The following is a 24,357-nucleotide window of genomic DNA, read 5'->3' as shown; positions in this document are numbered from 1 at the left end:
CGATGATCGAGACGGAACGGCTGCTGCTCAGGCCGCTGACACTCGCGGACACCGACGCGTTCGTCGCCCTGCACGAGGACCCGCGCGTGAACCGCTTCCTCGGCACCTACACGCGGGAAGCGGCCGAGGACCGGCTCGCGCGCATCGAGCGGCAGTGGTCCGAGCGCGGACACGGCCTGTGCGCGGTCGAGTTGAAGGCCACAGGCGAGTTCATCGGGCGCAGCGGCCTGCAGTACTGGGAGCAGTTCGACGAGGTCGAGCTCGGCTGGGCGCTGCGGGCCGGCGTGTGGGGCAACGGCTATGCGACGGAGGCGGCGCGCGGCTGCCTCGAGTGGGGCTGGAGAACGCTTGACGAGGACCGTTTCACCGCGCTGATCCGGCACGGCAACGACGCCTCCGTACGGGTCGCGCGGCGGCTCGGGTTCACCCCGCGCCGTGAGGACGAACTGGGCGGAGCCCCGGTGACGGCGTACGCGCTCGACAGGCCCGCCGTGTGACAGGTTGGTGGGCGTGACCGTGAACATGATCGCCTGGATCGTCGAGGGCACGTGGCCCTCCTGCGTCGACGCCGTCCGCACGCACGCGCCACGGGACGCGTCCATCACCCTGCTGCACGTCGGCGACGAGGAGGTGCACGGCGTCGCGCACGGTGCGTTCGCCGGCCTCCTCGGCAGGGGCCGCCCCGGGCACGACCCCGGCAGGCTGGTGGAGGACCTGGAGGCGGAGTCGTCCGCCGAGTTGCTGGACGACGCCGCCGACCGCCTCGGCCTTCCCTGCACGAAGCTGGCGCGCACCGGCCGCGTCGAACGCGAAGTGGTGGCCGCCGCGCGTGACGCGGACCTGCTCGTCCTCGCGCGCGACGGGGACCGCTCACGGCTCGGCCCGCACAGCCTCGGCCCGGCGAGCCGCTTCGTCGTGGACCACGCGCCGTGCCAGGTCCTCCTCGTGTGGCCGGAACCCGCCCCTTCCCTCGCGACGCTCCCTCCGGAACCCCCGCATCCGCCGCACCACCCGCCGCACCATCCCCCGCACCACCCCTGATCGCGGACGGGCCCGCACCGCGCGGGCCCCGCATGCCTCGCGCACGCGCTGCCCGCAACCCAGCCGGCGATGTGTCGATATGACGACTCGTGAAGGCGGAACCCGTGCGTCCGCCTGAAGTGGGCGCTGAGCGTGCGGTGAGCGCGGGACTGGCGCGAGGTGAGTCGAGAAACTCGTGTTGATGCCGTTGACACACAATCACCATCCGCGTTTCACTCATCACTCGTGTGGAGTGGCAACGTTGTCAACGACTCGATCGCTGACAACGTTGCCGCCCCTCACGTCCTGTGCGTAGCACGACCCGCTGCGGAGGCAATTCGATGGTCAACAGCAGCCCCTCATCTTCCGACTCGCCGCACGCCCCGAGACATCGCAGACGACTCGCCCTGGCCTGCGTCCTCGGCCTCGCCGTCCTTCCCCTCCAGGCGCTGACCTCCACCGCGTCGGCGGCCACGCCCTCGCTGGTGAAAGACCCGGCGTCCCTGGTCAATCCGATGATCGGCACCTCGGGCGCGGTGGACACCTTCCCCGGTCCCGACATGCCGTTCGGCATGATGCAGTGGGGTCCCGACACCACGCCTGACCGCCCCGCGGGCGGCGGTTACGAGTACAACGACAACAAGATCTCCGGCTTCAGCCTGACGCACGTCTCGGGCCCCGGTTGCGGCGTCGCGGGCGACCTGCCCATCCTGCCCACCACGGGTGCTCTGTCCGGCAACCTCGCGAACACGTCGGCGCAGTTCAGCCATGACGACGAGCAGGCGTCGACCGGCTACTACGGCGTCACCGACGCCTCCGGCGTCAAGACCGAGCTGACCGACACCACCAGGGCCGGCCTCGGCCGGTTCACGTTCCCCTCGGGCAAGCAGGCCAACCTGCTGCTCAAGCTGAGCGGCGGCGCCACGCAGGTCGACGGCACGCGCGTGCGGGTGGTGAACAAGAAGGAGATCAGCGGCTCGATCGACAGCGGGCACTTCTGCGGGGCCGGCAACCGCTACACGCTGCACTTCGACATCAAGTTCGACCACCCGTTCACCCAGAGCGGTACGTGGGTCGGCTCGACGATCAACAAGAACGCCACCACGCTCAAGCAGGGACGCACGCAGCAGCCGGCCCAGAAGCACCCGGAGGCGGCGCAGCGCGAGAAGCACTTCACCGTCCCCGCGTCGCCCTCCCCGAGCCTGCACACCGCGGCCCAGGGCGCCAGGAGCGGCAGCTCCGCGGCGACGGCGAAGAGCGCCAAGGCGGCTCAGCCGCCGACCACCGGCGCCAACGGGATGTACCTGACGTTCGACACGTCGGCGAACCCGACCGTGCAGGCCGCGGTCGGCATCTCGTACACGAGTGACGCGAACGCCGGGTCCAACCTCTCCAAGGAGGTCAAGGGCTGGCACTTCGACGCGATGCGGCAGGCCAACCACGACGCGTGGAACGGCGTCCTCGGCAAGATCGCGGTCGGCGGCGGCAGCAAGGACCAGCAGACGCAGTTCTACACCGCGCTGTACCACGCCCTGCTGCACCCGAACGTCTTCTCCGACGACAACGGCCAGTACATGGGCATGGACAACCAGGTCCACAAGCTGGCCAAGGGCCAGAAGGCCCAGTACGCCAACTACTCGGGCTGGGACACCTACCGCTCCCAGACGCAGCTCATGGCGGCGGTCGAGCCCAAGGTCACCAGCGACATCGTGACCTCCATGCTCAACGGCTACGACCAGACGGGCCTGCTGCCCAAGTGGGCGTCCAACAACGGCGAGAGCTATGTCATGGTCGGTGACCCGGCCGCCGGCATCATCGCCGACGCGTACGCCTTCGGCGCCCGCGGCTTCGACACGAAGCACGCGCTCGCCGCGCTGGAGCACGAGGCCACCGTGCCCAACCAGGACCGCCCCGGCGAGTCCGTCAGGGACGCCAAGGGCTACCTGCCGCTCGACGAGAACGACTACGGCTGCTGCAACTTCTACGGCCCTGTCTCCACGCAACTGGAGTACGACAGCGCCGACTACGCGCTCGCGTCGTTCGCCAAGTCCCTGGGCAAGAAGGCCGTCTACAAGAAGTTCGCCACCCGCGCCCAGGACTGGATGAACGTCTTCAACCCGCAGACCGGCTACATGCAGGGCAGGAACAAGGACGGCCAGTTCGCCGCCGGCTTCACCCCCGGCACGTCCAACGGGTTCGTCGAGGGCAGCTCGGCCCAGTACACGCCGATGGTGCCGTTCAACCTCAAGCAGCTGATCCAGGCGCGCGGCGGCAAGAAGGCCTACTCGTCCTACCTGGACAGCCTGCTCGACAACATCGCCAACCCGACCAGCACGGACGCCAACCTGAGCAACGAGCCCAGCGTCGAGATCCCCTGGGAGTACGACTACCTGGCGCAGCCCTGGAAGACGCAGGCCGCCGTCCGCGACGCCCAGCAGAAGCTGTACTTCAACGCGCCGGTCGGCTCGTTCGGCAACGACGACCTCGGCGCGATGAGCTCCTGGTACGTCTGGTCGGAGCTCGGCATGTACCCGGAGACCCCGGGCACGAACACGCTGGCTCTCGGCAGCCCGGCCTTCCCGGTCGCGAAGGTGAGCTTCGCGCACGGCAAGAAGCTCACGATCAACGCCCCGAAGGCCGCGCCCAAGGCGCCGTACGTGCAGTCCCTTGACGTGCGGGGCAAGGAGTGGAAGAAGTCCTGGGTCACCTTCGACCAGGTCAAGAAGGCCCGCACGATGGACTGGGCGCTCGGCACGACGCCCAACAAGTCCTGGGCGTCGTCGGCGAACTCGGTCCCCCCGTCGGACACCACCGGCGGCGGCAAGGTGCTCGCCGCGACCGGTCCCGGCAGCGGCCTGATCCTGGCGCCCGGCGCCAAGGGCGACTCCACGCTGAACGTGACCAACCTCGGCTCCAAGGCGACCACCGTCGACTGGAGTGCCACGGCGCCGGCGGGGGTGACGCTCTCGGCGTCGTCCGGCTCGCTCACGGTGCCCGCTTCGGGCAGCGCGAAGGCCGGCATCGAGGTCACCGCGCCCACCGGCGAGGGCAGTTACACCGTGACGTTCGCGCTCAAGGACCACGCGAGCGGCGCGTCCGTCGGCACGGCGGCGCTGCGTGTGGCCGTCGCCCAGCCGGGCGAGCTGTGGCCGTACTCCACCAACGAGGGCGTCTACCCGGACGGTGCCACCTACAACGGCGGCTTCGACGGCGGTGGCTGGGCGTACTCGCAGAACGCGTTGCAGGCGGCCGGTGTCGCCTCGGGTGCGAAGGTCAGCTCGGACGGGATCGACTACACCTGGCCCGAGGTGAAGTCGGGGCGGCCCGACAACATCGAGATGGCCGGCCAGACCATCCCCATGGTCAAGGGCAGCACCGGCTCCTCGCTCGGGCTGCTGGGCTCCGCGACCAACGCGCCGACCGACGGCAGCGGCGTCACCGGCACGCTGACCGTGACCTACACGGACGGCACGACCGCGAACGCGCCGGTCACCTTCTCGGACTGGACCCTCGGTGCCGGCGGCTCCAAGCCGGTCCCGGGCGACACCGAGGCGGTGACGACGAACTACCGCAACACGAGCAGTGGCGGCCGTGACAACGTGAAGGCGTACGTCTTCTCCACGAAGGTGCCGCTCGACCCGTCGAAGCAGGTGGCCTCGGTCACCCTGCCGAACTCCGGGGCGCACGTGTTCGCCTTCGGCTTCGGCAAGTGACGAGGTGACGTGGTGCCCGCCGGCGACGGCGGGCACCACGGAGCCGCCACGCACCACCACTCTCTGCCGGGAACATGCATCTGCGCATGATGTGCAATAAGCTGGAGGGGCCCGGGCGCAGCGCTTGTGATCGTCTTCTCAGCACACGTGTACGGGTGACATACGGAGGGCCCCCGCGAGGACGTGACTCGCGGGGGCCCTCCGCCGTGTGGCGGGGCGGCGCCTCGTCGACACCCCCACCGCACTGGCAGGATGATCGCACCGGGGCCGCGTCGCGGTCCCTGGCCCGCGCACAACCGGCGGCACTCAGGAAAGGGGCCGGCATGCGGTACATCATCATCGGGGCGGGTGCGGTCGGCGGCAGCATCGGCGCCAGGCTCGCGGAGTCCGGCGCGGACGTCGTCCTCGTCGCGCGCGGCGCCCACCACGATGTGCTTCGGGACCGCGGCCTCTCGTTCACCTCGCCCGAGGGGACGCGGCTGCACAGGATCCCGGTCGCTGACGGCCCGGAGGCCGTCGAGTTGCGCCCGGACGATGTCCTCGTACTCGCCGTGAAGAGCCAGGACAGCGTCGCCGCCCTCGACGCCTGGGCGGGGCGGCCCGTCGAGGGCGGGGGAACGGCGGGCGAGCGGCTGCCGCTGGTGTGCGCGCAGAACGGCGTGGAGAGCGAGCGCCTCGCGCTGCGCCGCTTCCGGCGCGTCTACGCCATGTGCGTCTGGCTGCCCGCCACGTACGTCGAGCCCGGCACCGTCATCGCGCCGTCCACCCCGTACAGCGGCATCCTGCACCTGGGCCGCTACCCCTCGGGCGTGGACGACACCGCGTCGGCCGTCGGCGCCGACCTGGAGAAGGCCCGGCTGCTCGCACCCGTCGTGCCCGACGCGATGCGCTGGAAGTACGCCAAGCTGCTGTCGAACCTCGGCAACGCGGTCGAGGCACTCACGGGCTCCCCGGCGGACGAGGACGCCAGAGCGGTCTTCCAGCGTGCGCTCGCCGAGGGCTGGGCGGTGTTCGCCGCCGCCAAGGTCGACTGCGCCACGCAGCAGGAGCAGGACGAGGCGCGCGCCCTCATCCACGTCGACCCGGACATGGGCTCACGGCGCGGCGGCGGCTCCTCCTGGCAGTCCCTGAACCGGGGCACGGGCACGATCGAGGCGGACTACCTCAACGGAGAGATCGTCCTGCTCGGGCGCCTGCACGGGGTGGCCACGCCCGTCAACGAGACCCTGCAGCGCCTCGCCGGCGCCTTCGCGGCGCGGCGCCGCCCGCCCGGCTCGCTGCCGGGGCACCGCCTGCGTGCACGCGTCGACGGCGGCGATTGGCCCACTGAACCTGCCGCGTAATGTCCCGCCGATGTGGGGCACCGGGTGGTTAGGCTCGGCAGCATGACGACCTCAGGATCCGCCTCGCCGGCCCCGTCCGCCACGGGCCGCGTCACCGCCGACTTCTGGTTCGACCCCGCCTGCCCGTTCGCCTGGATCACCTCACGGTGGATGCTGGAGGTCCAGCAGGTGCGCCCGGTGGACCTGCGCTTCCACGTGATGAGCCTCTACCTGCACAACCTCGGCAACGACCTGCCCGACTGGTACCGCGACCTGGTCGACCGCTCGCTCGGGCCCGTACGCGTCGCCGTCGCCGCGGCCGAGGCGCACGGCGACGACGTGCTGGCCGGCCTCTACACGGCGCTCGGCACCCGCATCCACCGCGAGAAGAACGAGGACTTCGACGCGGTCGTCGCCCAGTCGCTCGCCGAGTGCGGCCTGCCCGCGTCCCTCGCCGCAGCCGCGCACGACCCGTCCTACGACGACGCGCTGCGCCGCAGCCACGACGCGGGCAAGGACCCGGCCGCCGACGCGTACGTGGGGACGCCGACGATCCACCTGGACGGCGCGGTGTGGTTCGGGCCCGTGCTCAACGAGGCGCCGCGCGGCGAGGCGGCCGGCGAGCTGTTCGACAGCGTGCGCGTCCTCGCACGCCACCCCGACTTCTTCGAACTGAAGCGGACCAGGACGGGCTCGCTGAGGCCGTAGGCCGGGGCCGTCCCGGGCCCGAACCGTCAGGCCGCCGCGGCCCGCCCGGGCAGGCGGGCGGCGGCCGCCGTGTCGTAGCGCTCCAGCAGCACCCCGGCCACCTCGGGAGCGGGGCCGAGTACGTCCGCGAGTACGTCCGCGCCCGCCTCGCGCGCCCCGGCGGCGATGCGGTCGGGCAGCCTGCCGGGGGCGATCACGTACGGGGCGACGGCGATGCGCCGCACCCCCGCGGCGCGCAGCTCACGCACCGCGTCCTCGGTACGCGGCAGGCGAGCGGAGGCGAACGCGGGCCGCACGGCGCACCAGCCGGTGTGCCGCCACTCCCGCGCGGTATCAGCGATCACCGCGCTCGCCTCCGGGTCGGTGGAGCCCGCCGACGCGAGGACGACCCCGGTCGACGCGCGGTCTGCCAGGGACAGCCCCGCCCGGGCGAGACGCCGCTCCAGCGCACGCAGCAGCAGCGGCGAGGGGCCGAGTACCCCGGCCTGCCGGATCCGCAGGAGCGGATGGCGCGCGGACGCCTCGCCCAGCACGGCCGGGATGTCGGACTTCGCGTGGAAGGCCCGCGTCAGCAGCAGCGGCTGCGCCACCACCTCGACGGGCGCGCCGCACGCGTGCGCCTGGGCGGCCAGCCGGTCGAGCACTCGTGGCACCGAGGGCGCGTCGAAGTCGAGGAACCCCGTCTCCACGCGCAACCCGGGCCGCAGCGACCGCACCCGCCGAGCGAGGGCGCGTACGGTGGCCGCGTGGCGCGGGTCCCGGCTGCCGTGGGCGACGACGAGCAGGACGGGGGGCGGCGCGTGGCGCATGGCCGTGACCACTTCCCCTCACCTCCTCGCGGCGAGGCCGCGACTGCGCAGCACCCACCGCTCAAGCGGACTGAAGAACAGCAGGTCGACCGCGATCCCGACGATCAGGATCAGGAAGATCGCCAGGAACACCATCGACATGGAGCTGTTGGTGCGCCCGTTCTCCAGCAGCTGGCCGAGGCCGATGCCGAGGTCGGGCGAGGACGCGATGATCTCCGCCGCCATCAGGGACCGCCAGGAGAACGCCCAGCCCTGCTTGAGGCCGGCCAGATAGCCGGGCAGCGCGGCCGGCAGCAGGATGTGCCAGGTGCCCCGCAGGCCCGTCGCGCCGAGGGTGCGCCCCGCGCGCAGGAACAGCGGCGGCACCTGGTCGACGCCGGAGACCAGGCCGTTCGCGATGGACGGCACCGCTCCCAGCAGGATCACCGCGAACATCATCCGGTCGTTGAGCCCGAGCCAGATCACCGCAGGCGGCACCCACGCCACCGAAGGCAGCGACTGGAGTCCCGAGAGGATCGGCCCGATCGCCGCCCGTACCGGCCTGACCCTCGCCACGACGAGGCCGAGCGGCGTGCCGATCACCAGCGCGAGCAGGAAGCCGAGCAGGCCGCGCGAGACGCTCGTCCAGATGTAGCCGAACAGGGTGCCCTGGTACCACGCGTCGCTCACCTCGCCCCACACGTCGCCGGGCGACGGCAGCTTGTAGGCGGGCGCGACGTGGCAGAGCACCAGCACTTCCCACACCACGAGGACGAGCACGACCGCGGTCACCGGCGGCAGCACCTTGCTGACCAGCGTGGACCGCAGCGGCACCCGTGCGGGGCCGGTCGTCTCCAGCGCGTCGAGCCCTGCTTCGAGCCCGGCCACATCGAGGCCGGCCCCTCCGGCCCGCCCCGCCGCGCCGCCCCGGCCGTCCTGCGCGGCGGCCTTGGTCCCTGTCGTGTCAGTGCTGGCCATGGCGGCGGATCTCCCCACGGAGTTGTTCGGTGATCTCGACGGACAGCGCGGCGACGTCGTGGTCCTCGATGCGGCGCGGCTGCGGGATGCCGACTTGCCACTCGTGCGCGACCCGGCCGGGGCGCGAGGACAGCAGCACGACTCGCTCCGCGAGCCGCACCGCCTCGCGCACGTTGTGCGTGACGAACAGGATCGAGACGTCCGTCTCGCGCCAGATCCGCGTCAGCTCGTCGTGCAGCACGTCGCGGGTGATGGCGTCGAGCGCGGCGAACGGCTCGTCCATCAGCAGCAGCCTGCTGTCCTGCGCCAGCGCCCTGGCCAGCGCGACGCGCTGGCGCATGCCGCCGGACAGCTCGTGCACCCGCTTGCCGTGGGCCCCGCCGAGACGCACGAGCTCCAGCAGCCGCTCGGCCTCGCCGCGCCGCTCGGGGCGCGGCACGCCGCGCAGCCGCAGTGCCAGTTCGATGTTCTTGCCCGCGGTCAGCCAGGGGAAGAGCGCGTGCTCCTGGAACATCAGGGCGGGCCTGCCGCCGGTGGAGATCGAGCCGGCCGTGGGCTCGTCGAGCCCCGCGACGAGCCCGAGCAGCGTCGACTTGCCGCAGCCCGATGCCCCCAGCAGGGTGACGAACTCGCCGGGGGCGACATCGAGCGTGATGTCGTCGAGTACGAGTTGCCGGCCGGCCGGGCCGGCGAAGGACTTGGACACGTGGTCGATCCGGGCGGCATGGTCCGCCGCCGGGGTCTCGTCGGCGGCCTTGGCGAGCGGGGACGCCATGGTCGTCACCTCCTGGGAGCGGTCGTGGAGTACGGGATGCGGGACGCGCGGCGTGCGCGGTCAGTGGGCGCCCAGGCCGGCGTCCGACACGGCCGGGCGTCCCTCGGACTTCAGCACCTTGTTCAGCGGGTCGAGGTCGTAGATTCCCTTGAGATCGGGCTTCTTCAGCAGTCCCGCCGTGACCGCGTGGTCGGCCTCGGCCCTGAGGGTGGCGGCCAGTGGGTCGTCGGTGATCCTGATCGAGGGCCAGGCGGAGTCGATCACCTTCGCGGGCAGCGCCTTGCCGGTCAGCGACTTCAGCGCCTCGTTCGCCGAGGCCTTGGCCTCCGCCGGGTTCGCGTTGATCCACTTGTTGGTGTCCACGGAGCCCTTCAGCACCGCCTCCACCACGTCGGGGTGGGCCTTGAGGAACGACTGGGACACCACGATGTTGGTGATCACGAACTTCTTGCCCGGCCACAGGCTCGACTCGTCGATCAGCGTCTTGCCGCCCGCCGCCAGCAGCTCGGACGCCGTCGGTTCCGGCACCCACGCCCCGTCGATCGCGCCGCTCCTGAAGGCGTTGACCGTCACGCTGTTGGCCTCGCGCACCACCGACACGTCACCCTTGCCGGACTGCGGGGCGACCTTCCAGCCCTTCCCCTTGAGCCAGTTGAGGAATGCGACGTCCTGGGTGTTGCCGAGCTGCGGCGTGGCGATCTTCTTGCCCTTGAGGTCGCTCTGCGACGTGATCTTCTTCGGGTTGACGACCAGTTTCACCCCACCCGACGCGGAGCCGCCGATGATCCGCAGGCTCTTGCCGCCCGACTGGGTATAGCCGTTGATGGCGGGGGAGGGGCCGATGAACCCGATGTCGATGCTGTTCGCGTTGAGCGCCTCGGTCTCGGAGGGCCCCGCGTTGAACGTGGTGCCCTTGAGCTTCGTGCCGCCGAGGTCCTTCTGGAAGATGCCCCGCTCGACGCCGACCAGGGCCGTGGCGTGGGTCAGATTCGGGAAGTAGCCGATCCTGACCTCGTCGGCCGACAGCTTCTTCGCACCGGCAACGGGCGACGCCGAGCCACTCGCGCCCTTGCCTGCCTTGGAGCCGTAGCCGCACGAGGTGGCGAGCAGCGCGATCAGCGGCAGGACGGCGGCCAGCGCGAGGCGGCGCCTGCGCACGGAGGAACGGGGCATGGGGGTAGCGGAAGACGACATCGGGAGGCTTGTCCTCTCGGTGGCCCGGGACACGCGTCCCCCGTGGTCACGGAGGCGCGGCCGGAACGTGGGCGGATGGGGTGCGGGACGGGCGGGAGGCGAGGGCGCGTGAGCGGTGCGCGTACGTCACCGCGGGCATCGCGACACGCCGCCGGTCCCCGCGCCGAGGGCGCCGCTGCCCACCCGGCCGCCCTCCTTGGCGAAGGTCCCGTAGACGTCCACGGCGGTGGAGGCCCCCCGCGTCCCGCCGGCCATCAGAAGTCCCAGCCCTCGTCGTCCGGCGCGCCGGCTGCCGCGTCCGCCGCGTGCTGCGCGTTCTGCGCGAACGCGGTGCCCGCCATGCCGGCTGTCAGCGTGGTGCCGTCGGCCGGGTCGATCAGCAGGAACGAGCCCGTACGGCGCGAGTCGGCGTACGCGTCGAGTGCCAGCGGCTCCGCGGTGCGCACCACGACACGGCCGATGTCGTTGGCGACCAGCTCGCCGGGCTCCGGGTGCTGGGAGAGGTCGGCGAGCGTCAGCCGCGACGGGATGTCCTTGACGATCGCCTTCACGGTGCGCGTGGTGTGCTTGAGCAGCACACGCTGACCGACCGTCAGGGGCCGGTCGGCGACGTGGCACACCGTGGCCTCCACGTCCTGCGTGACCTCGGGCGCCGACGCGGTCGGCGCGATCAGGTCGCCGCGCGACACGTCGATGTCGTCGGTGAGGCGGACCGTGACCGACTGCGGGGCCCACGCCACGGAGACGCCCTGGCCGAGCGCGTCGATGGCCTCGACGCTCGACGTGCGTCCTGAAGGCAGCACCGTCACGGCGTCGCCCACGCGCAGCACGCCGGAGGCGATCTGGCCCGCGTACCCGCGGTAGTCGGGGTGCTCGGCCGACTGCGGTCTGATCACGTACTGCACGGGCAGGCGTGCCGGGCAGTCCGCCAGATCGTGGCTGACGGGGACGGTCTCCAGGTGCTCGAGCACGGTCGGCCCGCCGTACCAGTCCATGTGCGCGGAGGGCTCCACCACGTTGTCGCCGACGAGCGCGGAGATCGGGATCGCCGTCACCTCGGGCACGCCGAGCGACTCGGCGTACGAGGTGAACTCCGTGGCGATTCCCGCGAACACCGGCTCCGCGTAGTCGACCAGGTCCATCTTGTTCACGGCGAGGACGACGTGCGGCACACGCAGCAGCGCGGCGACCGCCGCGTGCCTGCGCGTCTGCTCCACCACGCCGTTGCGCGCGTCCACGAGGACGACGGCGAGCTCCGCCGTGGAGGCGCCCGTCACCATGTTGCGGGTGTACTGCACGTGGCCCGGCGTGTCGGCGAGGATGAACCGGCGCCGCGCGGTGGCGAAGTAGCGGTACGCCACGTCGATGGTGATGCCCTGCTCGCGTTCGGCCCGCAGGCCGTCGGTGAGCAGCGCGAGGTCGGGGGCGTCCTTGCCGCGGGTGCGCGACGCGTGCTCCACGGCCTCCAGCTGGTCGCTCAGCACGGACTTCGAGTCGTGCAGCAGCCGGCCCACCAGCGTGGACTTGCCGTCGTCGACGGAGCCCGCGGTGGCGAAACGCAGCAGCGTCGTGGCCGAGAGCTGCTCGGCGAACTGCTCGGTTGCGGTCGTCATGGTTAGAAGTACCCCTCGCGCTTGCGGTCTTCCATCGCCGCTTCTGACAGCTTGTCGTCGGCGCGTGTCGCGCCGCGCTCGGTGAGGCGTGCGGTCGCGATCTCGGCGATCACCGCGTCCAGGGTGGCCGCGTCCGAGTCGACGGCGCCCGTGCAGGACATGTCGCCGACCGTGCGGTAGCGCACGCTGCGCTTCTCGGTGCTCTCGCCGTCCTTCGGGCCGCCCCAGTCACCTGCGGTCAGCCACATGCCCTTCCTGTTGAACACCTCGCGCTCGTGGGCGAAGTAGATCGGCGGCAGGTCGATCCGCTCCCGCGCGATGTACTGCCACACGTCCAGCTCGGTCCAGTTGGACAGCGGGAACACGCGGACGTGCTCGCCCGGCGCGTGCCGGCCGTTGTACAGCTGCCACAGCTCGGGACGCTGGCGGCGCGGGTCCCACTGGGAGAACTCGTCGCGCAGCGAGAACACCCGCTCCTTGGCGCGCGCCTTCTCCTCGTCGCGCCGCCCGCCGCCGAAGACGGCGTCGAACCGCTCGGACTGGATACGCTCCGTCAGCGGCACGATCTGCAGCGGGTTGCGCGTGCCGTCGGGACGCTCGCGCAGGGTGCCGGCGTCGATGTACTCCTGCACGGAGGCGACGTGCAGGCGCAGTCCGTACCGTTCGACCGTGCGGTCCCGGAACTCGAGGACCTCGGGGAAGTTGTGGCCGGTGTCCACGTGCAGCAGCGAGAACGGCACCGGTGCGGGGGCGAACGCCTTGATCGCGAGGTGCAGCATGAGCATCGAGTCCTTGCCGCCGGAGAAGAGGATCACCGGCCGTTCGAACTCGCCGGCCACCTCGCGGAAGATGTGCACCGCCTCCGACTCAATCGCGTCCAGATGGCTGAGCGCGTACGGTGCGTCGATGCCCTCGTCGACGCCACGGGCGGTGCTGGTCACGCGAGACCCCTTTCGGTGAGCAGCGCGTGCAGCGCCGCGGCTGACTCCTGGACGGACTGGGTGTGCGACTCGATGCGCAGGTCGGGCGCGACGGGCTCCTCGTAGGGGTCGTCAACACCCGTGAGACCCGAGATCTCGCCCGCCGCCTGCTTGGCGTACAGGCCCTTCACGTCGCGGACGGAACAGACCTCGACGGGCGTGGCCACATGCACCTCCAGGTAGCCGGTGCCCTCGTTCGCGTGCCGTTTGCGTACGGCCTCGCGGCTGTCGGCGTACGGCGCGATCACCGGCACCAGCGCCTTCACGCCGTGCGACGCGAGCAACTCGGCGACGAAGCCGATGCGCTGCACGTTGGTGTGCCGGTCCTCGCGGCTGAAGCCGAGGCCCGCGGAGAGGAACTCCCGGATCTCGTCGCCGTCAAGCACCTCGACCCGGTGGCCCTCGCCGCGCAGGCGCTCGGCGAGGGAACGCGCGATGGTGGTCTTGCCCGCACTGGGCAGCCCGGTGAGCCAGACCGTCGCGCCCTGGTCCGTCACGCTCAACTGCTTCTCCCGATGGTCAGTGTCTTCCGCGTCTTCCGCGTCTTCCGCACGGCCCGTGCCGTCGCCGGTCATGTGTGGATGCCGCATTCCGTCTTGCCGCGTCCCGACCAGCGTCCGGCGCGCGTGTCCTCGCCCGCCAGCAGGCGGCGGGTGCACGGAGCGCAGCCGACAGAGCCGTAACCGTCCATGAGCAACGGGTTCGTCAGGACCCCGTGCTCGGCCACGTACTGTTCCACGTCTTCCTGTGTCCATCGGGCGATCGGCGAGATCTTCACCTTCCCGCGCTTCTCGTCGAAGGCGACGACGGGGGTGCCGGCGCGAGTGGGGGACTCGTCGCGGCGCAGCCCGGTTACCCACGCGTCGTAGCCTTCGAGACCCGCGTCGAGCGGCGCCACCTTGCGCATCGCGCAGCACAGATCGGGGTCGCGGTCGTGCAGCCGCGGCCCGTACTCGGCGTCCTGCTCGGCGACGGAGAGGCGCGGCGTCAGTGTGATGACGTTCACGTCCATCACGGCCTGCACGGCGTCGCGGGTGCCGATCGTCTCCGGGAAGTGGTAGCCCGTGTCGAGGAACACCACGTCGATCCCGGGCAGCGCCCGGGAGGCGAGGTGGGCGACGACGGCGTCCTCCATCGAGGACGTCACGCAAAAGCGCCCGCCGAAGGTCTCGGCCGCCCAGCTGAGGATCTCGGAGGCGGACGCCTCCTCGAGGTCGCGGCCCGCGCTCAGCGCGAGGGCCCTGAGTGCGTCGGTGCCGGTGGCAGTGGTCATCTCTCTTCCCCTCCGTCACTCGCGGACGCGCCACGGGCGAGCAGCCCGAGGAACGTCAGGTGGAAGGCCCGGTTGCATGCCGCGCACTGCCAGGCCCCGTGGCGCTGCCCGCTCGGGCGCAGGTCCTCATCGCCGCAGTAGGGGCAGTGGAACGGCACGGCGCGTTCCGTCATGACAGGGCTTCCTCGTCCGCCCGGGCCGCCCAGATGGCGAACCGCTCGCCGTCCTCGCGCTCCTTGCGGTAGCGGCTCAGGACGCGCTCGATGTAGTCGGGCAGCTCGTCGGCGGTGATCTTCAGGCCGCGCACCTTGCGGCCGAAGGCGGCGTCGACACCGAGCGTGCCGCCGAGGTGCACCTGGTAGCCCTCGACCTGGTTCCCGTCCCCGTCGAGGACGAGCTGGCCCTTGAGGCCGATGTCCGCGACCTGGATGCGCGCGCAGGCGTTGGGGCAGCCGTTGAGGTTGATGGTGATCGGTTCGTCGAAGTCGGGGAGCCTGTGCTCCAGTTCCTCGATGAGGGCGGCGCCGCGCTGCTTCGTCTCGACGATGGCGAGCTTGCAGAACTCGATGCCGGTGCAGGCCATCACGCCGCGCCGGAACGGTGACGGGCGGACCTGGAGGTCCAGCGACTCGAGACCCTCGACCAGGGAGTCCACCCGGTCGGCAGCCACGTCGAGGATGATCAGCTTCTGCTCGACGGTGGTCCGCAGCCTGCCCGAGCCGTGCGCGGCCGCCAGCTCGGCCACCTTCGTCAGGGTGGCGCCGTCGATGCGGCCCACGCGCCCGGCGAAGCCGACGTAGAACCTGCCGTCCTTCTGCGGGTGCACGCCGATGTGGTCGCGCCACCGCGACACCGGCTCGGCCGGCGCGGGGCCGTCGGCGAGCGGGCGCCCGAGGTACTCGTCCTGCAGAACCCTGCGGAACTCCTCCGGGCCCCAGTCCGCGACGAGGAACTTCATGCGGGCGCGGCCCCGCAGCCTGCGGTAGCCGTAGTCACGGAAGATGCCGACGACCCCGGCCCACACCTCGGGCACCTCGGCGGCCGGCACCCAGGCGCCGAGCCGCACCCCGATCTTCGGGTTGGTGGACAGGCCGCCGCCCACCCACAGGTCGAAGCCCGGGCCGTGCTCGGGGTGGTCGACGCCGACGAAGGCCACGTCGTTGATCTCGTGCACCACGTCGAGCAGGGGCGAACCCGAGATGGCGGTCTTGAACTTCCTGGGGAGGTTCGAGAACTCCTTCGACCCGATGTACTTGTCCCTGATCTCCTGGATCGCGGCCGTGCCGTCGACGATCTCGTCCGCGGCGACACCGGCGACGGGCGAGCCCAGGATCGCGCGCGGGACGTCGCCGCACGCCTCCGTGGTGGTCAGCCCCACCTCTTCGAGGCGGCGCCAGATCTCGGGCACGTTCTCGATCTCGACCCAGTGGAGCTGGATGTTCTGCCGGTCCGTGATGTCGGCCGTGCCGCGCGCGAACTCCTCGGAGACGCCCCCGATCACGCGGAGCTGCTCGGTCGTCAGCCGCCCGCCGTCGACCCTGACCCGCATCATGAAGTACCGGTCGTCGAGCTCCTCGGGCTCAAGGATCGCCGTCTTGCCGCCATCGATCCCTGGCTTGCGCTGCGTGTAGAGGCCCCACCAGCGCATCCGGCCGCGCAGGTCGGCGGGGTCGATGGAGTCGTAGCCGCCGCGCGCGTAAGTCGTCTCAATGCGTGTCCGCACATTGAGACCGTCGTCGTCCTTCTTGGTCTGCTCGGTGCCGTTGAGCGGGGTGAAGTGGCCCTTGGCCCACTGGCCCTCGCCGCGGTGGCGGCTCACCTTGCGGCGCGGGGTTGCGGGTGCGGGCTTTTCCGGCATGGCGGCCATGGCGATACGTCCTTCGGGACTGCAGGAGGGCGGCTCACAGCCGCACACGTGCGCGAATGCGCGCGACGGTGCGCGGCTGGGGACAGTCGAGGTGCTCGGAACGGAGGTGCTGGGACTCTCAGCTCGCCGAACAGATGGCGCTGGACATGCGGCCGTGATCGACGTGGCGCCGACTCACCAGGGCTGTACCAGCACGAGACATGGCGAAAGCGTGGCACGGCGGTCTCGCGGGAGTCCACCACTATCCATTATTCGGACGCACTTGTCTCGCTCAGTGGGATGATGTGGTCTCGGTCACGTTTGCCCTGACATGCGTGGCGTGCGCGCCCGGCCAGGGTCCCGGCAGGTCCGCGGCCGGTTCGGGTTCGACCCGCTCGTCGAACACCGTGAACCCCCGGCGCAGGTAGTTGCCCAGGGCATGAGGACCGTCCTTCGAGCATGTGTGCAGCCACACCAGCTCCGTCGCCCCGACCTCGGGCCACCGCTCGCCCAGGTCCCACGCACGGGCCGTCGCGTACGCCAGCAGGTGGCCGCCGATCCGCCGGCCGCGGAAGGCCGGCAGCAGCCCGAAGTAGACGATCTCCACCGCGCCGCCCTCCCGCGCGGCGAGCTCCGCGTACCCGGCGGGAGTCCCGTCCTCGTACGCGACCCACGTCTCCACGCCGGGCGCGTCCACCAGCGCCCGCCACTCCTCGTAGCCGAGCCCGAGCCGGTCCGTCCAGGCCACGTCGCCGCCGACCGCGGTGTACAGGAACCGGCTGAACTCGGGCGACGCCACCCGCGACCGCACGATCCGCACCCCGGCGCCGGGCTCGGCCGCGGGCCGCAGGTCGGCGGGCGAGGTCTGGCGCAGGGACCACGTGGTCACACTGACGGTGCTCATGGCGCAAGACAATCACGCCGCGCTCCGAGCACGGCGGGCGCCGTGGAGTGCGGCAGCAGGTCCGCGGGCACCGCGGGGGACACCACCTCCACGTCGACCTCCTCCCTGAACCGGTACGGCCGGTGGTCGAGCACCCCGGAAAGGTGCCGGCGCACCCGCGACATCTCCGCCCGCACCGTCACCGTGCGCGTCGCGTCCCCGAACACGTCCGCCGCCAGCTGAGCCGCCGTGCGCCCCGACCGGTGCACCGCCAGCAGGTAGAGCAGCTCCGCGTGGCGCGGCGTGAGGTCCTGCCGCCAGCTGCCGGCCTGGCCCGAGACCGCCAGCGACCAGCGACGCGCGCCGCTCACGTCCAGCACCACCCGGCTCGGGGCCGGCTCCTCGTCCGGCCGCTCCCCGTCCACCCGCAGCAGCCAGCCACCCGGCAGCGGCTCCACCGCGCACACGCCCAGCGACGGGTGCCAGGTCCTGCCCGCCCCGAACGACTTGGGCAGCACGATCCTGTCCACGGGGGCCATGCCCGTCACCGCCGCCGTCCACCCGTGCGCGTCCACCGCGATCGCGCGGCCCCCGACCCGGCACAGGATCGGCGCCGCCACCGACCGCAGCCGTTCCACGGCCCGCAGGTGCCGCTCGCGCATCTCGCTCTCCGCGAGCCGCGCCACCGAGCTGACCAGCGCCAGCGTCGACGGGTGGAACCCGTGCGCGGACCCCGACACGTCCACGGCGCCGAGTATCCGCCCGTCCCGCGGGTCCCTGATCGGCGCCGCCGCACACGTCCACGTGAGCAGTGCCCGTACGAAGTGCTCGGCGGAGTGCACCTGCAGCGGCCTGCCCGTGGCGAGCGCCGTGCCGATCGCGTTGGTGCCCGTGACGTGCTCGCCCCACACCGCGCCCTCCGACAGGCGGATGCGCTCCGCCCGGCGCAGCACGGTCGCGTTGCCGGCCCGCCACAGCACCGTGCCCTCGTCGTCGGTGACCGCCAGCAGCTGCGACGACGTGTCCGCGAGCTCGGTGAGCGCACCGCCGATCGTGCGCATCGCGTCGCCGAGCGCCGACGTCCGCCTGCGGTGCTCCAGCTCATCGGGCTGGACGGACACGTCCCCGCGTTGCCGGTCGGGCCGGACGCCGAGGCGGGCCATCCGCCGCCACGAGGCGCCGATCTCAGGACGCGGCGACACCGGCGGGCGCTCACCCGCGAGCGCCGCTTCCCTCACCCGGTGCAGCAGCCGGATGGCCTGCCCGCCTTCCGCGGCCACCAGCCGGGCGAGATCGAGCGGTGCGTCCTTCATCGAGTCCCCCAGAAATGGGTGCATGCCATGGAAGCGCGTTTGAGCGCTGTGGCGTCACGGCGGATCCGCGGTCGCCTGCCGGAGCCCGGGGAACGTGTTCCATGCTGCAACGCTCTGCAACCCTGGCGCGAATCCGTGTGTCTGTAAGAGAGTCAGATCGGGCCAGGGGTGGCGCCGTGTCGGCGCGGCACCACCCCTGGCCTCCGCCGTGTCACCCCACGGGCCGCGCCCGGGTGACGAGCGGCGCGAGATCGAGGGAGCGCGGCAGCGTGCCGAAGGCCACGCCCCAGTCGCGGCCCAGGCGCGACGCGCAGAACGCGTCCGCGACGGGGGCCGGCGCCCAGCGCACCAGCAGTGAGCCCTGCAGCACCAGCGCCATCCGCTCGACGAGGCGCCGCGCCCCGCCCTCGATGGACTCCAGGTCGGCGAGTTCGGTGAGCAGGTCCTTGATCGCGCGGTCCAGCCGGTGATCGGCGCCGCGCGCCAGGCCGACCTCCTGCAAGAACGCGTTCAGCGCGGCGGGCTCGCGTGCCACCGCGCGCAGCACGTCGAGCGCCTGTACGTTGCCCGAGCCCTCCCAGATCGAGTTGAGCGGCGACTCGCGCAGCAGCCGCGGCATGCCGGACTCCTCGACGTAGCCGTTGCCGCCCAGGCACTCGAGCGCCTCGGCGGCGAGCGGCGTGCAGCGCTTCGTCACCCAGTACTTGGCCACCGGGACGGCGACCCTCAGGAACGCGCGCTCCTGCGGCGACTCGCCGGACTCCACCGCGTCGTACGCCGCCGCGAGCCGCAGCGCCAGCGTCGTGGCCGCCTCGGACTCGAGAGCCAGGTCGGCCAGCACGTTGCGCATCAGCGGCTGGTCGATCAACTCGGCCCCGAACGCCCGCCGGTGGGCCGTGTGGTGCACGGCCTGCGCCACCGCCTGCCGCATCACCGCCGCCGAGCCCAGCACGCAGTCGAGGCGGGTGGCCGCCACCATCTCGATGATGGTGCGCACCCCTCGGCCCTCCTCACCCACCCGCCGCGCGAACGTCTCGTCGAACTCGACCTCGGCGGACGCGTTCGACCTGTTGCCCAGTTTGTCCTTGAGGCGCTGGATCCGGAACACGTTGCGGCTGCCGTCCGGCAGGACGCGCTCCACCAGGAAGCACGTCAGCCCGCCGGGCGCCTGCGCCAGCACCAGGAAGCCGTCGGACATCGGCGCGGAGCAGAACCACTTGTGGCCGGTGAGCAGGTACGCGCCCGGCTCGTCCAGCGGTCTGGCCCGCGTCGTGTTCGCGCGGACGTCGCTGCCGCCCTGCTTCTCGGTCATGCCCATCCCGAACAGCGCCCCCGGCTTGCCGCCCGCCGCGGCCAGGGACGGGTCGTAGACCCGGGACGTCAGCCTCGGCTCCCACACGGCCGACAGCTCGGGCTCCGACCGCAGCGCCGGGACCGCGGCGTGCGTCATCGAGACCGGGCAGCCGTGGCCCGACTCGACCTGCGACCACACCAGGAACGCGGCCGCACGCCGCACGTGCCCGGCGGGCCTGCCCCAGGCGTTCGTGAGGCCCGACGACACCGCACGGCCGAGCAGCCGGTGCCAGGCGGGATGGAACTCGACCTCGTCGATCCTGTTGCCGTAGCGGTCGTGCGTGCGCAGCCGCGGCGGATTCTCGTTCGCCAGCGTCCCCCAGTCGAGAGCCTGGGCCGAGCCCGCGGCCAGGCCGAGCGCTCTGAGCTCCGCCAGGACCTCGTCCGTGAGGTCCTGGGCGGTGTGGCGGTGCACGGCCTCCGTGAGGACGCGGTCCGCGCTGAACACGTCGTACCCCACCAGGAGCGGAACCTGGTTGGTCACTGTGTGGGTGGTGGCTGCCATGCCGATACGGTAAAGAGGTGCAGGCAGCAAAAGAAACACCCGAGCCGCCATCCGGGCGGCTGCGCAGGGCCCGCGTGCTCTACCGCAACGTGTCGAAGCGGAAGATGGCCTGGCATCTCCTCAAGGACACGGTCAACTCCTGCTTGGAGTACCGGATCCTGGGGCTCGCGGCGGAGGCGGCGTTCTGGACGCTGCTCTCGCTGCCCCCGCTGCTGCTCGCACTGATCGGCCTGCTCGGCTACGTCGACGCCTGGACCGACACCCACACCGTGGCGTCGATCGACAAGAACATCCTGACGGCGGTCGGCACGGTGCTCTCCGACCGGGGCGTCAACCAGATCGCCAAGCCGCTCCTCCAGGACGTCATCGAGGGCGGCAGGCCCGACGTCGTCTCGATCGGCTTCGCCATCTCCCTGTGGTCGGGCTCCCGCGCCGTCAACGTCTTCGTGGACACGATCACGGTGATGTACGGGCTCGACGGCAGGCGCGGGATCGTCGCGACCCGCATCCTGTCGTTCCTGCTGTACCTGGCGGGCCTGGTCATCGGCGCCATCGTGCTGCCGCTCGCCGTGGTGGGCCCCGACCGGCTGGTGACGCTGCTGCCGTTCGGCACCCAGGTCGTCGGGGTGCTGTACTGGCCGGTCGTGATCGTCCTGTCGATCGCCTTCCTCACCACGCTGTACCACGTGTCCGTGCCCGTGCGCGCGCCCTGGATCGAGGACGTGCCCGGCGCCCTCATAGCCCTCGCCATGTGGGTGCTGGGCAGCTTCCTGCTGCGCATCTACGTCACCAGCCAGATCGAGGGCCCGACGATCTACGGCTCGCTCGCCGCGCCCATCGCGGTGCTCCTGTGGATCGGCGTGTCCGCGTTCGCCGTCCTGGTCGGGGCCGCGGTGAACGCGGCCGTCGACCGCGTCTGGCCGTCGCTCGCGACGGCCGCGGCCCGCGCCTCGAACGAGCGGCTGCGCTCGGCGCAGTCGGCCGAGCTGATCGCCCGCGCGGCGGCCGCCTCGGCGCAGGCACAGGACGAGAGCGATCCCGACATGCCGTCGGAGTTCCCGGAGAGGTGGTCGCGGTTCCTGCCGCCCGACGACCTCAAGAGCCGGCTGCGCGCGCAGGACAAGGACCGGGACCGGGCGCGCAGGAGCAGCGGGGACAGCAGGTCCTGAGCGCGACGCCCGGACGACCGCGCCGGCCCCCCGGGCGCCCCCGCCGCTGTCGACAGGACCCGCCCCCACCGGCGCGTGCGGGGCTTCGCCCACGGGGGCTTTCGCCCACGAGCCCGCCCGGGGAGCCCGGGGAGCCCGAGGCGCACGTGAGCGCGCACGGGGCGAGCACGGCGGCGCGTACCTGGTCGCGCGGGGCGCGCCTACCCTTGAGCCATGTACAGCGAGCGCCCCTCGCGGCTCGGCGGCGCGGTCGTCTGGCGCCGTGCGGCTGGTCCGGGCGGCCCCCGCCCCGTGCTGCCCGACGGCTGCATGGACCTCCTGTGGATCGACGGCGCCCTCCTCGTCGCGGGGCCCGACACCCGGGCCCACTCCGCCGGCCTCGCCCTCGCCTCCGGCTGCGCCGGTGTGCGGCTGCCGCCCGGCGCAGCGCCCGCCCTGCTCGGCGTGGACGCGCACGAGCTGCGCGACCTGCGGGTCCCGCTCGCAGACGTGTGGCAGGCACGGCGCGCGCGCCCGCTCGCCGACCGGGTGCGCGCCGCGGGCCCGTCCCGCACCGGGGTGCCCGAGGCCGCCGCGCTCGAAGCGCTGGTGCTCGCCCTGGCCGACGAGTCCCCCGCGCCCGACCCGCTCCTGCGGCAGGTCGCCGACGCGCTGGGCCGCGGCGCCGCCGTCGCCGTGGCGGCCGCCACAGCGGGCCTCGGCGCCAGGCAGCTGCACCGCCGCTGCCTGGCGGCCTTCGGCTATGGGCCCAAGACACTCGCCCGCATCCTGCGCCTGCGGCGTACCCTCGCACTGGTGGAAGCAGGCACCCCGCGCGCGGCGGCTGCCGCACACGGCGGCTACGCCGACCAGTCCCACCTGGCCCGCGACATGCGCGCCCTGACCGGCCTCACGATGACCGCGTACGCGGCGCTGTGACCGCGAACGGCGCCGGCCGGCGCGGTGGGCGCGGATGTCACCGACACGTAAGACCCGCGCCGCACCGCACCCGGGCGCGGGCCGGAGAGACTGGGACCATGCACACCATCCTCGTCGTCGACGACGACCCCACCGTCGCCGAGGTCGTGACCGCCTACCTCGAACGCGCCGGGTTCGTCGTCGACCGCGCCGCCGACGGCCCCGAGGCCCTGCGCCTGGCCGAGGCGCGCGAGCCCTCGCTCGTCGTGCTCGACCTGATGCTTCCCGGCATGGACGGCCTCGACGTCTGCCGGCGGCTGCGCGAGCGCAGTCCCGTCCCGGTGATCATGCTCACCGCGCGCGGCGACGAGGACGACCGCATTCTCGGCCTCGAGATCGGCGCCGACGACTACGTCACCAAGCCGTTCAGCCCGCGCGAGCTCGTGCTGCGCGTCGAGTCCGTGCTGCGCCGCGGCCGAGGCGAGCAGACGCCCTCGCCGGGTCCGGCTCTCCGGCTCGCCGGCATCACCCTCGACCGTGCCGCGCGCAGCGCCGAGAAGCACGGCCGCCGCCTCTCCCTGACCCTGCGCGAGTTCGAGCTGCTCGCCCACCTCATGCGCAATCCCGGTGTGGCCATCAGCCGGGAGCAGCTCATGCACGACGTCTGGGGCTGGGAGTTCGGCGACCTGTCCACGGTCACGGTCCACGTGCGCAGGCTGCGCGGCAAGATCGAGGACGACCCGGCGAGGCCCCGGCTGATCCGGACGGTGTGGGGCGTCGGCTACCGCTTCGACGCGCCGGCGGAAGCGGACGCGGACGCGCAGGCGCCTACGGGGGCGGAGGGCCGCTGAGCCGTGCACAACATGCTCATCATCGCCCTGTACGCGTTCTGCGGCGCTGCCGCCGCCGGGCTGGTCGGCGCGGTCGTGCTGCGGCTCCTGCGGGGCAGGAGCGTCGCGGTCGCGCTCACCGTCGTCGCGGCGGTCGCCGTCACGGCGATGCTCGCCGGCACCCTGGCCGTGGCGGAGGCCATGTTCCTTTCCCGGCACGACCTCTCGGTCGTCACCACCGTCGTCGCGATGGCCGCCGTCGTGTCGATGGCGACCGCCCTGGTGCTCGGCCGCTGGGTCGTGGCACGCAGCCGGGAACTCGCCCTCGCCGCACGCTCGTTCGGCGAGGGCGGCAGCTTCGCCGCGCCGGACGGCGCGTCCACCGCCGAGCTCACCGCGCTCGCGGGGGAACTCGCCGCCACCAGCGAGCGGCTGGCCCGCTCGCGGGAGCGCGAGCGCGCGCTGGAGACGTCGCGCCGCGAACTGGTCGCCTGGATCTCGCACGATCTGCGGACGCCGCTGGCCGGGCTGCGCGCCATGTCCGAGGCGCTTGAGGACGGCGTGGTCGCGGACCCCGACCGCTACTTCCACCAGATCAGGGCCGAGGTGGACCGGTTGAACTCGATGGTCGGCGACCTGTTCGAGCTGTCGCGGATCCACGCCGGCACCCTGCCGCTCTCGCCGACCCGGATGTCCGTCTACGACCTGGTGGGGGAGGCGCTCGCGGGCGCCGACCCGCTGGCGCGCGAGCACGGCGTGCGGCTGGTGGGCGAGCCGGTGGCGCCCGTCCCCGTGGAGGTGGACGGCAAGGAGATGACGCGGGTGCTGGCCAACCTGCTCGTCAACGCGATCCACCGCACCCCGGCCGACGGGACCGTCGCGATCGCGGCCGAGGTGCGCGACGCGAGCGTGGTGCTCTCCGTGACGGACGGCTGCGGCGGGATCCCGGCCGAGGACCTGCCGCGGGTCTTCGACACGGGGTGGCGCGGCTCCCAGGCCCGCACGCCACCGGCGGGCGCAGGGCTCGGGCTCGCGATCGTGCGCGGCATCGTGGAGGCCCACGAGGGGCACGCGGCGGTCCGTAACGTGACAGGCGGCTGCCGGTTCGAGGTGACGCTCCCGACGGCGACGGCCGAGGGGATGTGAGACCACGGGGTGTGCGCCCTGCGCGCCGGGCGCACACCCCGGGATGGCGTG

22 protein-coding genes are annotated in these 24,357 nt (G+C 72.4%); 9 read left to right on the top strand and 13 right to left on the bottom strand.

The features are described 5' to 3' along the window. Positions 1 to 2 precede the first annotated feature (2 nt). The 5 genes from IH48_RS0107760 to IH48_RS0107740 all read left to right on the top strand — a co-directional run bounded on the left by IH48_RS0107760 (position 3) and on the right by IH48_RS0107740 (position 6,763). Positions 3 to 497 (top strand): GNAT family N-acetyltransferase, encoded by a 495-nt coding sequence (locus tag IH48_RS0107760; RefSeq protein WP_030900927.1) that lies wholly within the window; start codon positions 3 to 5, stop codon positions 495 to 497. Between the two features lie 19 nt (positions 498 to 516). After that, positions 517 to 1,041, top strand: a complete 525-nt coding sequence (locus IH48_RS0107755; protein ID WP_037841331.1) for a universal stress protein — start codon at positions 517 to 519, stop codon at positions 1,039 to 1,041. 320 nt (positions 1,042 to 1,361) lie between these two features. Continuing rightward, positions 1,362 to 4,733 (top strand): lectin, encoded by a 3,372-nt coding sequence (locus IH48_RS0107750; RefSeq protein ID WP_051839338.1) that lies wholly within the window; start codon positions 1,362 to 1,364, stop codon positions 4,731 to 4,733. Between the two features lie 323 nt (positions 4,734 to 5,056). Further along, on the top strand, positions 5,057 to 6,076 hold the full coding sequence (locus IH48_RS0107745; protein ID WP_030900920.1) for a ketopantoate reductase family protein: 1,020 nt from the start codon (positions 5,057 to 5,059) through the stop codon (positions 6,074 to 6,076). Positions 6,077 to 6,118: 42 nt separating this feature from the next. Beyond that, on the top strand, positions 6,119 to 6,763 hold the full coding sequence (locus IH48_RS0107740; protein WP_030900917.1) for a DsbA family protein: 645 nt from the start codon (positions 6,119 to 6,121) through the stop codon (positions 6,761 to 6,763). Positions 6,764 to 6,789: 26 nt separating this feature from the next. On the opposite strand, the gene IH48_RS0107735 is transcribed toward IH48_RS0107740, so the two are convergent. From IH48_RS0107735 to IH48_RS0107665, 13 genes are all read right to left on the bottom strand, one after another. Then, positions 6,790 to 7,572: a sirohydrochlorin chelatase gene (locus tag IH48_RS0107735; RefSeq protein WP_030900915.1), complete on the bottom strand. Its 783-nt coding sequence runs from the start codon at positions 7,570 to 7,572 to the stop codon at positions 6,790 to 6,792. Positions 7,573 to 7,590: 18 nt separating this feature from the next. After that, positions 7,591 to 8,529, bottom strand: coding sequence for an ABC transporter permease (locus IH48_RS0107730; protein WP_030900913.1), 939 nt, complete (start codon positions 8,527 to 8,529; stop codon positions 7,591 to 7,593). Then, positions 8,516 to 9,304 (bottom strand): ABC transporter ATP-binding protein, encoded by a 789-nt coding sequence (locus tag IH48_RS0107725; RefSeq protein ID WP_030900912.1) that lies wholly within the window; start codon positions 9,302 to 9,304, stop codon positions 8,516 to 8,518. Before IH48_RS0107725 ends, IH48_RS0107730 begins: the two co-directional genes overlap by 14 nt. Positions 9,305 to 9,364: 60 nt before the next feature. Next, positions 9,365 to 10,477 carry an aliphatic sulfonate ABC transporter substrate-binding protein gene (locus tag IH48_RS0107720; protein WP_030900910.1) on the bottom strand — a complete coding sequence of 371 codons (1,113 nt, stop codon included), beginning with the start codon at positions 10,475 to 10,477 and terminating at the stop codon, positions 9,365 to 9,367. A gap of 275 nt (positions 10,478 to 10,752) precedes the next feature. Further along, positions 10,753 to 12,111 (bottom strand): sulfate adenylyltransferase subunit 1, encoded by a 1,359-nt coding sequence (locus tag IH48_RS0107710; RefSeq protein ID WP_030900907.1) that lies wholly within the window; start codon positions 12,109 to 12,111, stop codon positions 10,753 to 10,755. A 2-nt stretch (positions 12,112 to 12,113) separates the two neighbouring features. Beyond that, the gene (gene cysD / locus IH48_RS0107705) at positions 12,114 to 13,052 is read right to left on the bottom strand and encodes a sulfate adenylyltransferase subunit CysD (protein ID WP_030900904.1); all 939 of its coding nucleotides are present in this window, start codon (positions 13,050 to 13,052) and stop codon (positions 12,114 to 12,116) included. Continuing rightward, on the bottom strand, positions 13,049 to 13,594 hold the full coding sequence (cysC, locus tag IH48_RS0107700) for an adenylyl-sulfate kinase (protein ID WP_030900903.1): 546 nt from the start codon (positions 13,592 to 13,594) through the stop codon (positions 13,049 to 13,051). Before cysC ends, cysD begins: the two co-directional genes overlap by 4 nt. Before the next feature lie 68 nt (positions 13,595 to 13,662). Next, a complete protein-coding gene (locus IH48_RS0107695) occupies positions 13,663 to 14,364 on the bottom strand; it encodes a phosphoadenylyl-sulfate reductase (protein WP_030900900.1) in 702 nt (233 codons plus the stop codon). Next, positions 14,361 to 14,537 carry a hypothetical protein gene (locus IH48_RS36550; protein ID WP_199809905.1) on the bottom strand — a complete coding sequence of 59 codons (177 nt, stop codon included), beginning with the start codon at positions 14,535 to 14,537 and terminating at the stop codon, positions 14,361 to 14,363. Before IH48_RS36550 ends, IH48_RS0107695 begins: the two co-directional genes overlap by 4 nt. Then, positions 14,534 to 16,231 (bottom strand): nitrite/sulfite reductase, encoded by a 1,698-nt coding sequence (locus IH48_RS0107685; RefSeq protein WP_030900898.1) that lies wholly within the window; start codon positions 16,229 to 16,231, stop codon positions 14,534 to 14,536. Before IH48_RS0107685 ends, IH48_RS36550 begins: the two co-directional genes overlap by 4 nt. Before the next feature lie 271 nt (positions 16,232 to 16,502). Further along, positions 16,503 to 17,114, bottom strand: coding sequence for a GNAT family N-acetyltransferase (locus tag IH48_RS0107675; protein ID WP_051839337.1), 612 nt, complete (start codon positions 17,112 to 17,114; stop codon positions 16,503 to 16,505). Beyond that, positions 17,111 to 18,406, bottom strand: coding sequence for a helix-turn-helix domain-containing protein (locus tag IH48_RS0107670; protein ID WP_030900895.1), 1,296 nt, complete (start codon positions 18,404 to 18,406; stop codon positions 17,111 to 17,113). The genes IH48_RS0107675 and IH48_RS0107670 overlap by 4 nt, the downstream gene beginning before the upstream one ends. Before the next feature lie 211 nt (positions 18,407 to 18,617). After that, on the bottom strand, positions 18,618 to 20,264 hold the full coding sequence (locus IH48_RS0107665) for an acyl-CoA dehydrogenase family protein (RefSeq protein WP_030900894.1): 1,647 nt from the start codon (positions 20,262 to 20,264) through the stop codon (positions 18,618 to 18,620). Between the two features lie 17 nt (positions 20,265 to 20,281). Between IH48_RS0107665 and IH48_RS0107660 the strand changes: the two genes are divergently transcribed. The 4 genes from IH48_RS0107660 (at position 20,282) to IH48_RS0107645 (ending at position 24,306) form a co-directional block, all read left to right on the top strand. Continuing rightward, on the top strand, positions 20,282 to 21,433 hold the full coding sequence (locus IH48_RS0107660; protein ID WP_078849544.1) for a YihY/virulence factor BrkB family protein: 1,152 nt from the start codon (positions 20,282 to 20,284) through the stop codon (positions 21,431 to 21,433). A 213-nt stretch (positions 21,434 to 21,646) separates the two neighbouring features. Continuing rightward, on the top strand, positions 21,647 to 22,351 hold the full coding sequence (locus IH48_RS0107655; RefSeq protein ID WP_030900890.1) for a helix-turn-helix domain-containing protein: 705 nt from the start codon (positions 21,647 to 21,649) through the stop codon (positions 22,349 to 22,351). Positions 22,352 to 22,449: 98 nt separating this feature from the next. Next, on the top strand, positions 22,450 to 23,181 hold the full coding sequence (locus IH48_RS0107650) for a response regulator transcription factor (protein WP_051839336.1): 732 nt from the start codon (positions 22,450 to 22,452) through the stop codon (positions 23,179 to 23,181). A gap of 12 nt (positions 23,182 to 23,193) precedes the next feature. After that, a complete protein-coding gene (locus IH48_RS0107645; protein ID WP_420705456.1) occupies positions 23,194 to 24,306 on the top strand; it encodes a sensor histidine kinase in 1,113 nt (370 codons plus the stop codon). Positions 24,307 to 24,357: the final 51 nt, after the last annotated feature.

It is taken from the genome of Streptomyces sp. NRRL F-5126 (assembly GCF_000721265.1).
GTDB lineage: Bacteria > Actinomycetota > Actinomycetes > Streptomycetales > Streptomycetaceae > Streptomyces.
Note: the sequence above shows the minus strand (reverse complement) of the source record. Positions and strands in the feature narration are given on the sequence as shown.

What these genes read in the sequence shown, in the direction of transcription:
- IH48_RS0107760 (WP_030900927.1), top strand. Translation starts at nt 3, where the DNA reads ATGATCGAGACGGAACGGCTGCTGCTCAGGCCGCTGACACTCGCGGAC.
- IH48_RS0107750 (WP_051839338.1), top strand. Translation starts at nt 1,362, where the DNA reads ATGGTCAACAGCAGCCCCTCATCTTCCGACTCGCCGCACGCCCCGAGA.
- IH48_RS0107745 (WP_030900920.1), top strand. Translation starts at nt 5,057, where the DNA reads ATGCGGTACATCATCATCGGGGCGGGTGCGGTCGGCGGCAGCATCGGC.
- IH48_RS0107740 (WP_030900917.1), top strand. Translation starts at nt 6,119, where the DNA reads ATGACGACCTCAGGATCCGCCTCGCCGGCCCCGTCCGCCACGGGCCGC.
- IH48_RS0107735 (WP_030900915.1), bottom strand. Translation starts at nt 7,572, where the DNA reads ATGCGCCACGCGCCGCCCCCCGTCCTGCTCGTCGTCGCCCACGGCAGC.
- IH48_RS0107730 (WP_030900913.1), bottom strand. Translation starts at nt 8,529, where the DNA reads ATGGCCAGCACTGACACGACAGGGACCAAGGCCGCCGCGCAGGACGGC.
- IH48_RS0107725 (WP_030900912.1), bottom strand. Translation starts at nt 9,304, where the DNA reads ATGGCGTCCCCGCTCGCCAAGGCCGCCGACGAGACCCCGGCGGCGGAC.
- IH48_RS0107720 (WP_030900910.1), bottom strand. Translation starts at nt 10,477, where the DNA reads ATGCCCCGTTCCTCCGTGCGCAGGCGCCGCCTCGCGCTGGCCGCCGTC.
- IH48_RS0107710 (WP_030900907.1), bottom strand. Translation starts at nt 12,111, where the DNA reads ATGACGACCGCAACCGAGCAGTTCGCCGAGCAGCTCTCGGCCACGACG.
- IH48_RS0107695 (WP_030900900.1), bottom strand. Translation starts at nt 14,364, where the DNA reads ATGACCACTGCCACCGGCACCGACGCACTCAGGGCCCTCGCGCTGAGC.
- IH48_RS36550 (WP_199809905.1), bottom strand. Translation starts at nt 14,537, where the DNA reads ATGACGGAACGCGCCGTGCCGTTCCACTGCCCCTACTGCGGCGATGAG.
- IH48_RS0107685 (WP_030900898.1), bottom strand. Translation starts at nt 16,231, where the DNA reads ATGGCCGCCATGCCGGAAAAGCCCGCACCCGCAACCCCGCGCCGCAAG.
- IH48_RS0107675 (WP_051839337.1), bottom strand. Translation starts at nt 17,114, where the DNA reads ATGAGCACCGTCAGTGTGACCACGTGGTCCCTGCGCCAGACCTCGCCC.
- IH48_RS0107670 (WP_030900895.1), bottom strand. Translation starts at nt 18,406, where the DNA reads ATGAAGGACGCACCGCTCGATCTCGCCCGGCTGGTGGCCGCGGAAGGC.
- IH48_RS0107665 (WP_030900894.1), bottom strand. Translation starts at nt 20,264, where the DNA reads ATGGCAGCCACCACCCACACAGTGACCAACCAGGTTCCGCTCCTGGTG.
- IH48_RS0107655 (WP_030900890.1), top strand. Translation starts at nt 21,647, where the DNA reads ATGTACAGCGAGCGCCCCTCGCGGCTCGGCGGCGCGGTCGTCTGGCGC.
- IH48_RS0107650 (WP_051839336.1), top strand. Translation starts at nt 22,450, where the DNA reads ATGCACACCATCCTCGTCGTCGACGACGACCCCACCGTCGCCGAGGTC.
- IH48_RS0107645 (WP_420705456.1), top strand. Translation starts at nt 23,194, where the DNA reads ATGCTCATCATCGCCCTGTACGCGTTCTGCGGCGCTGCCGCCGCCGGG.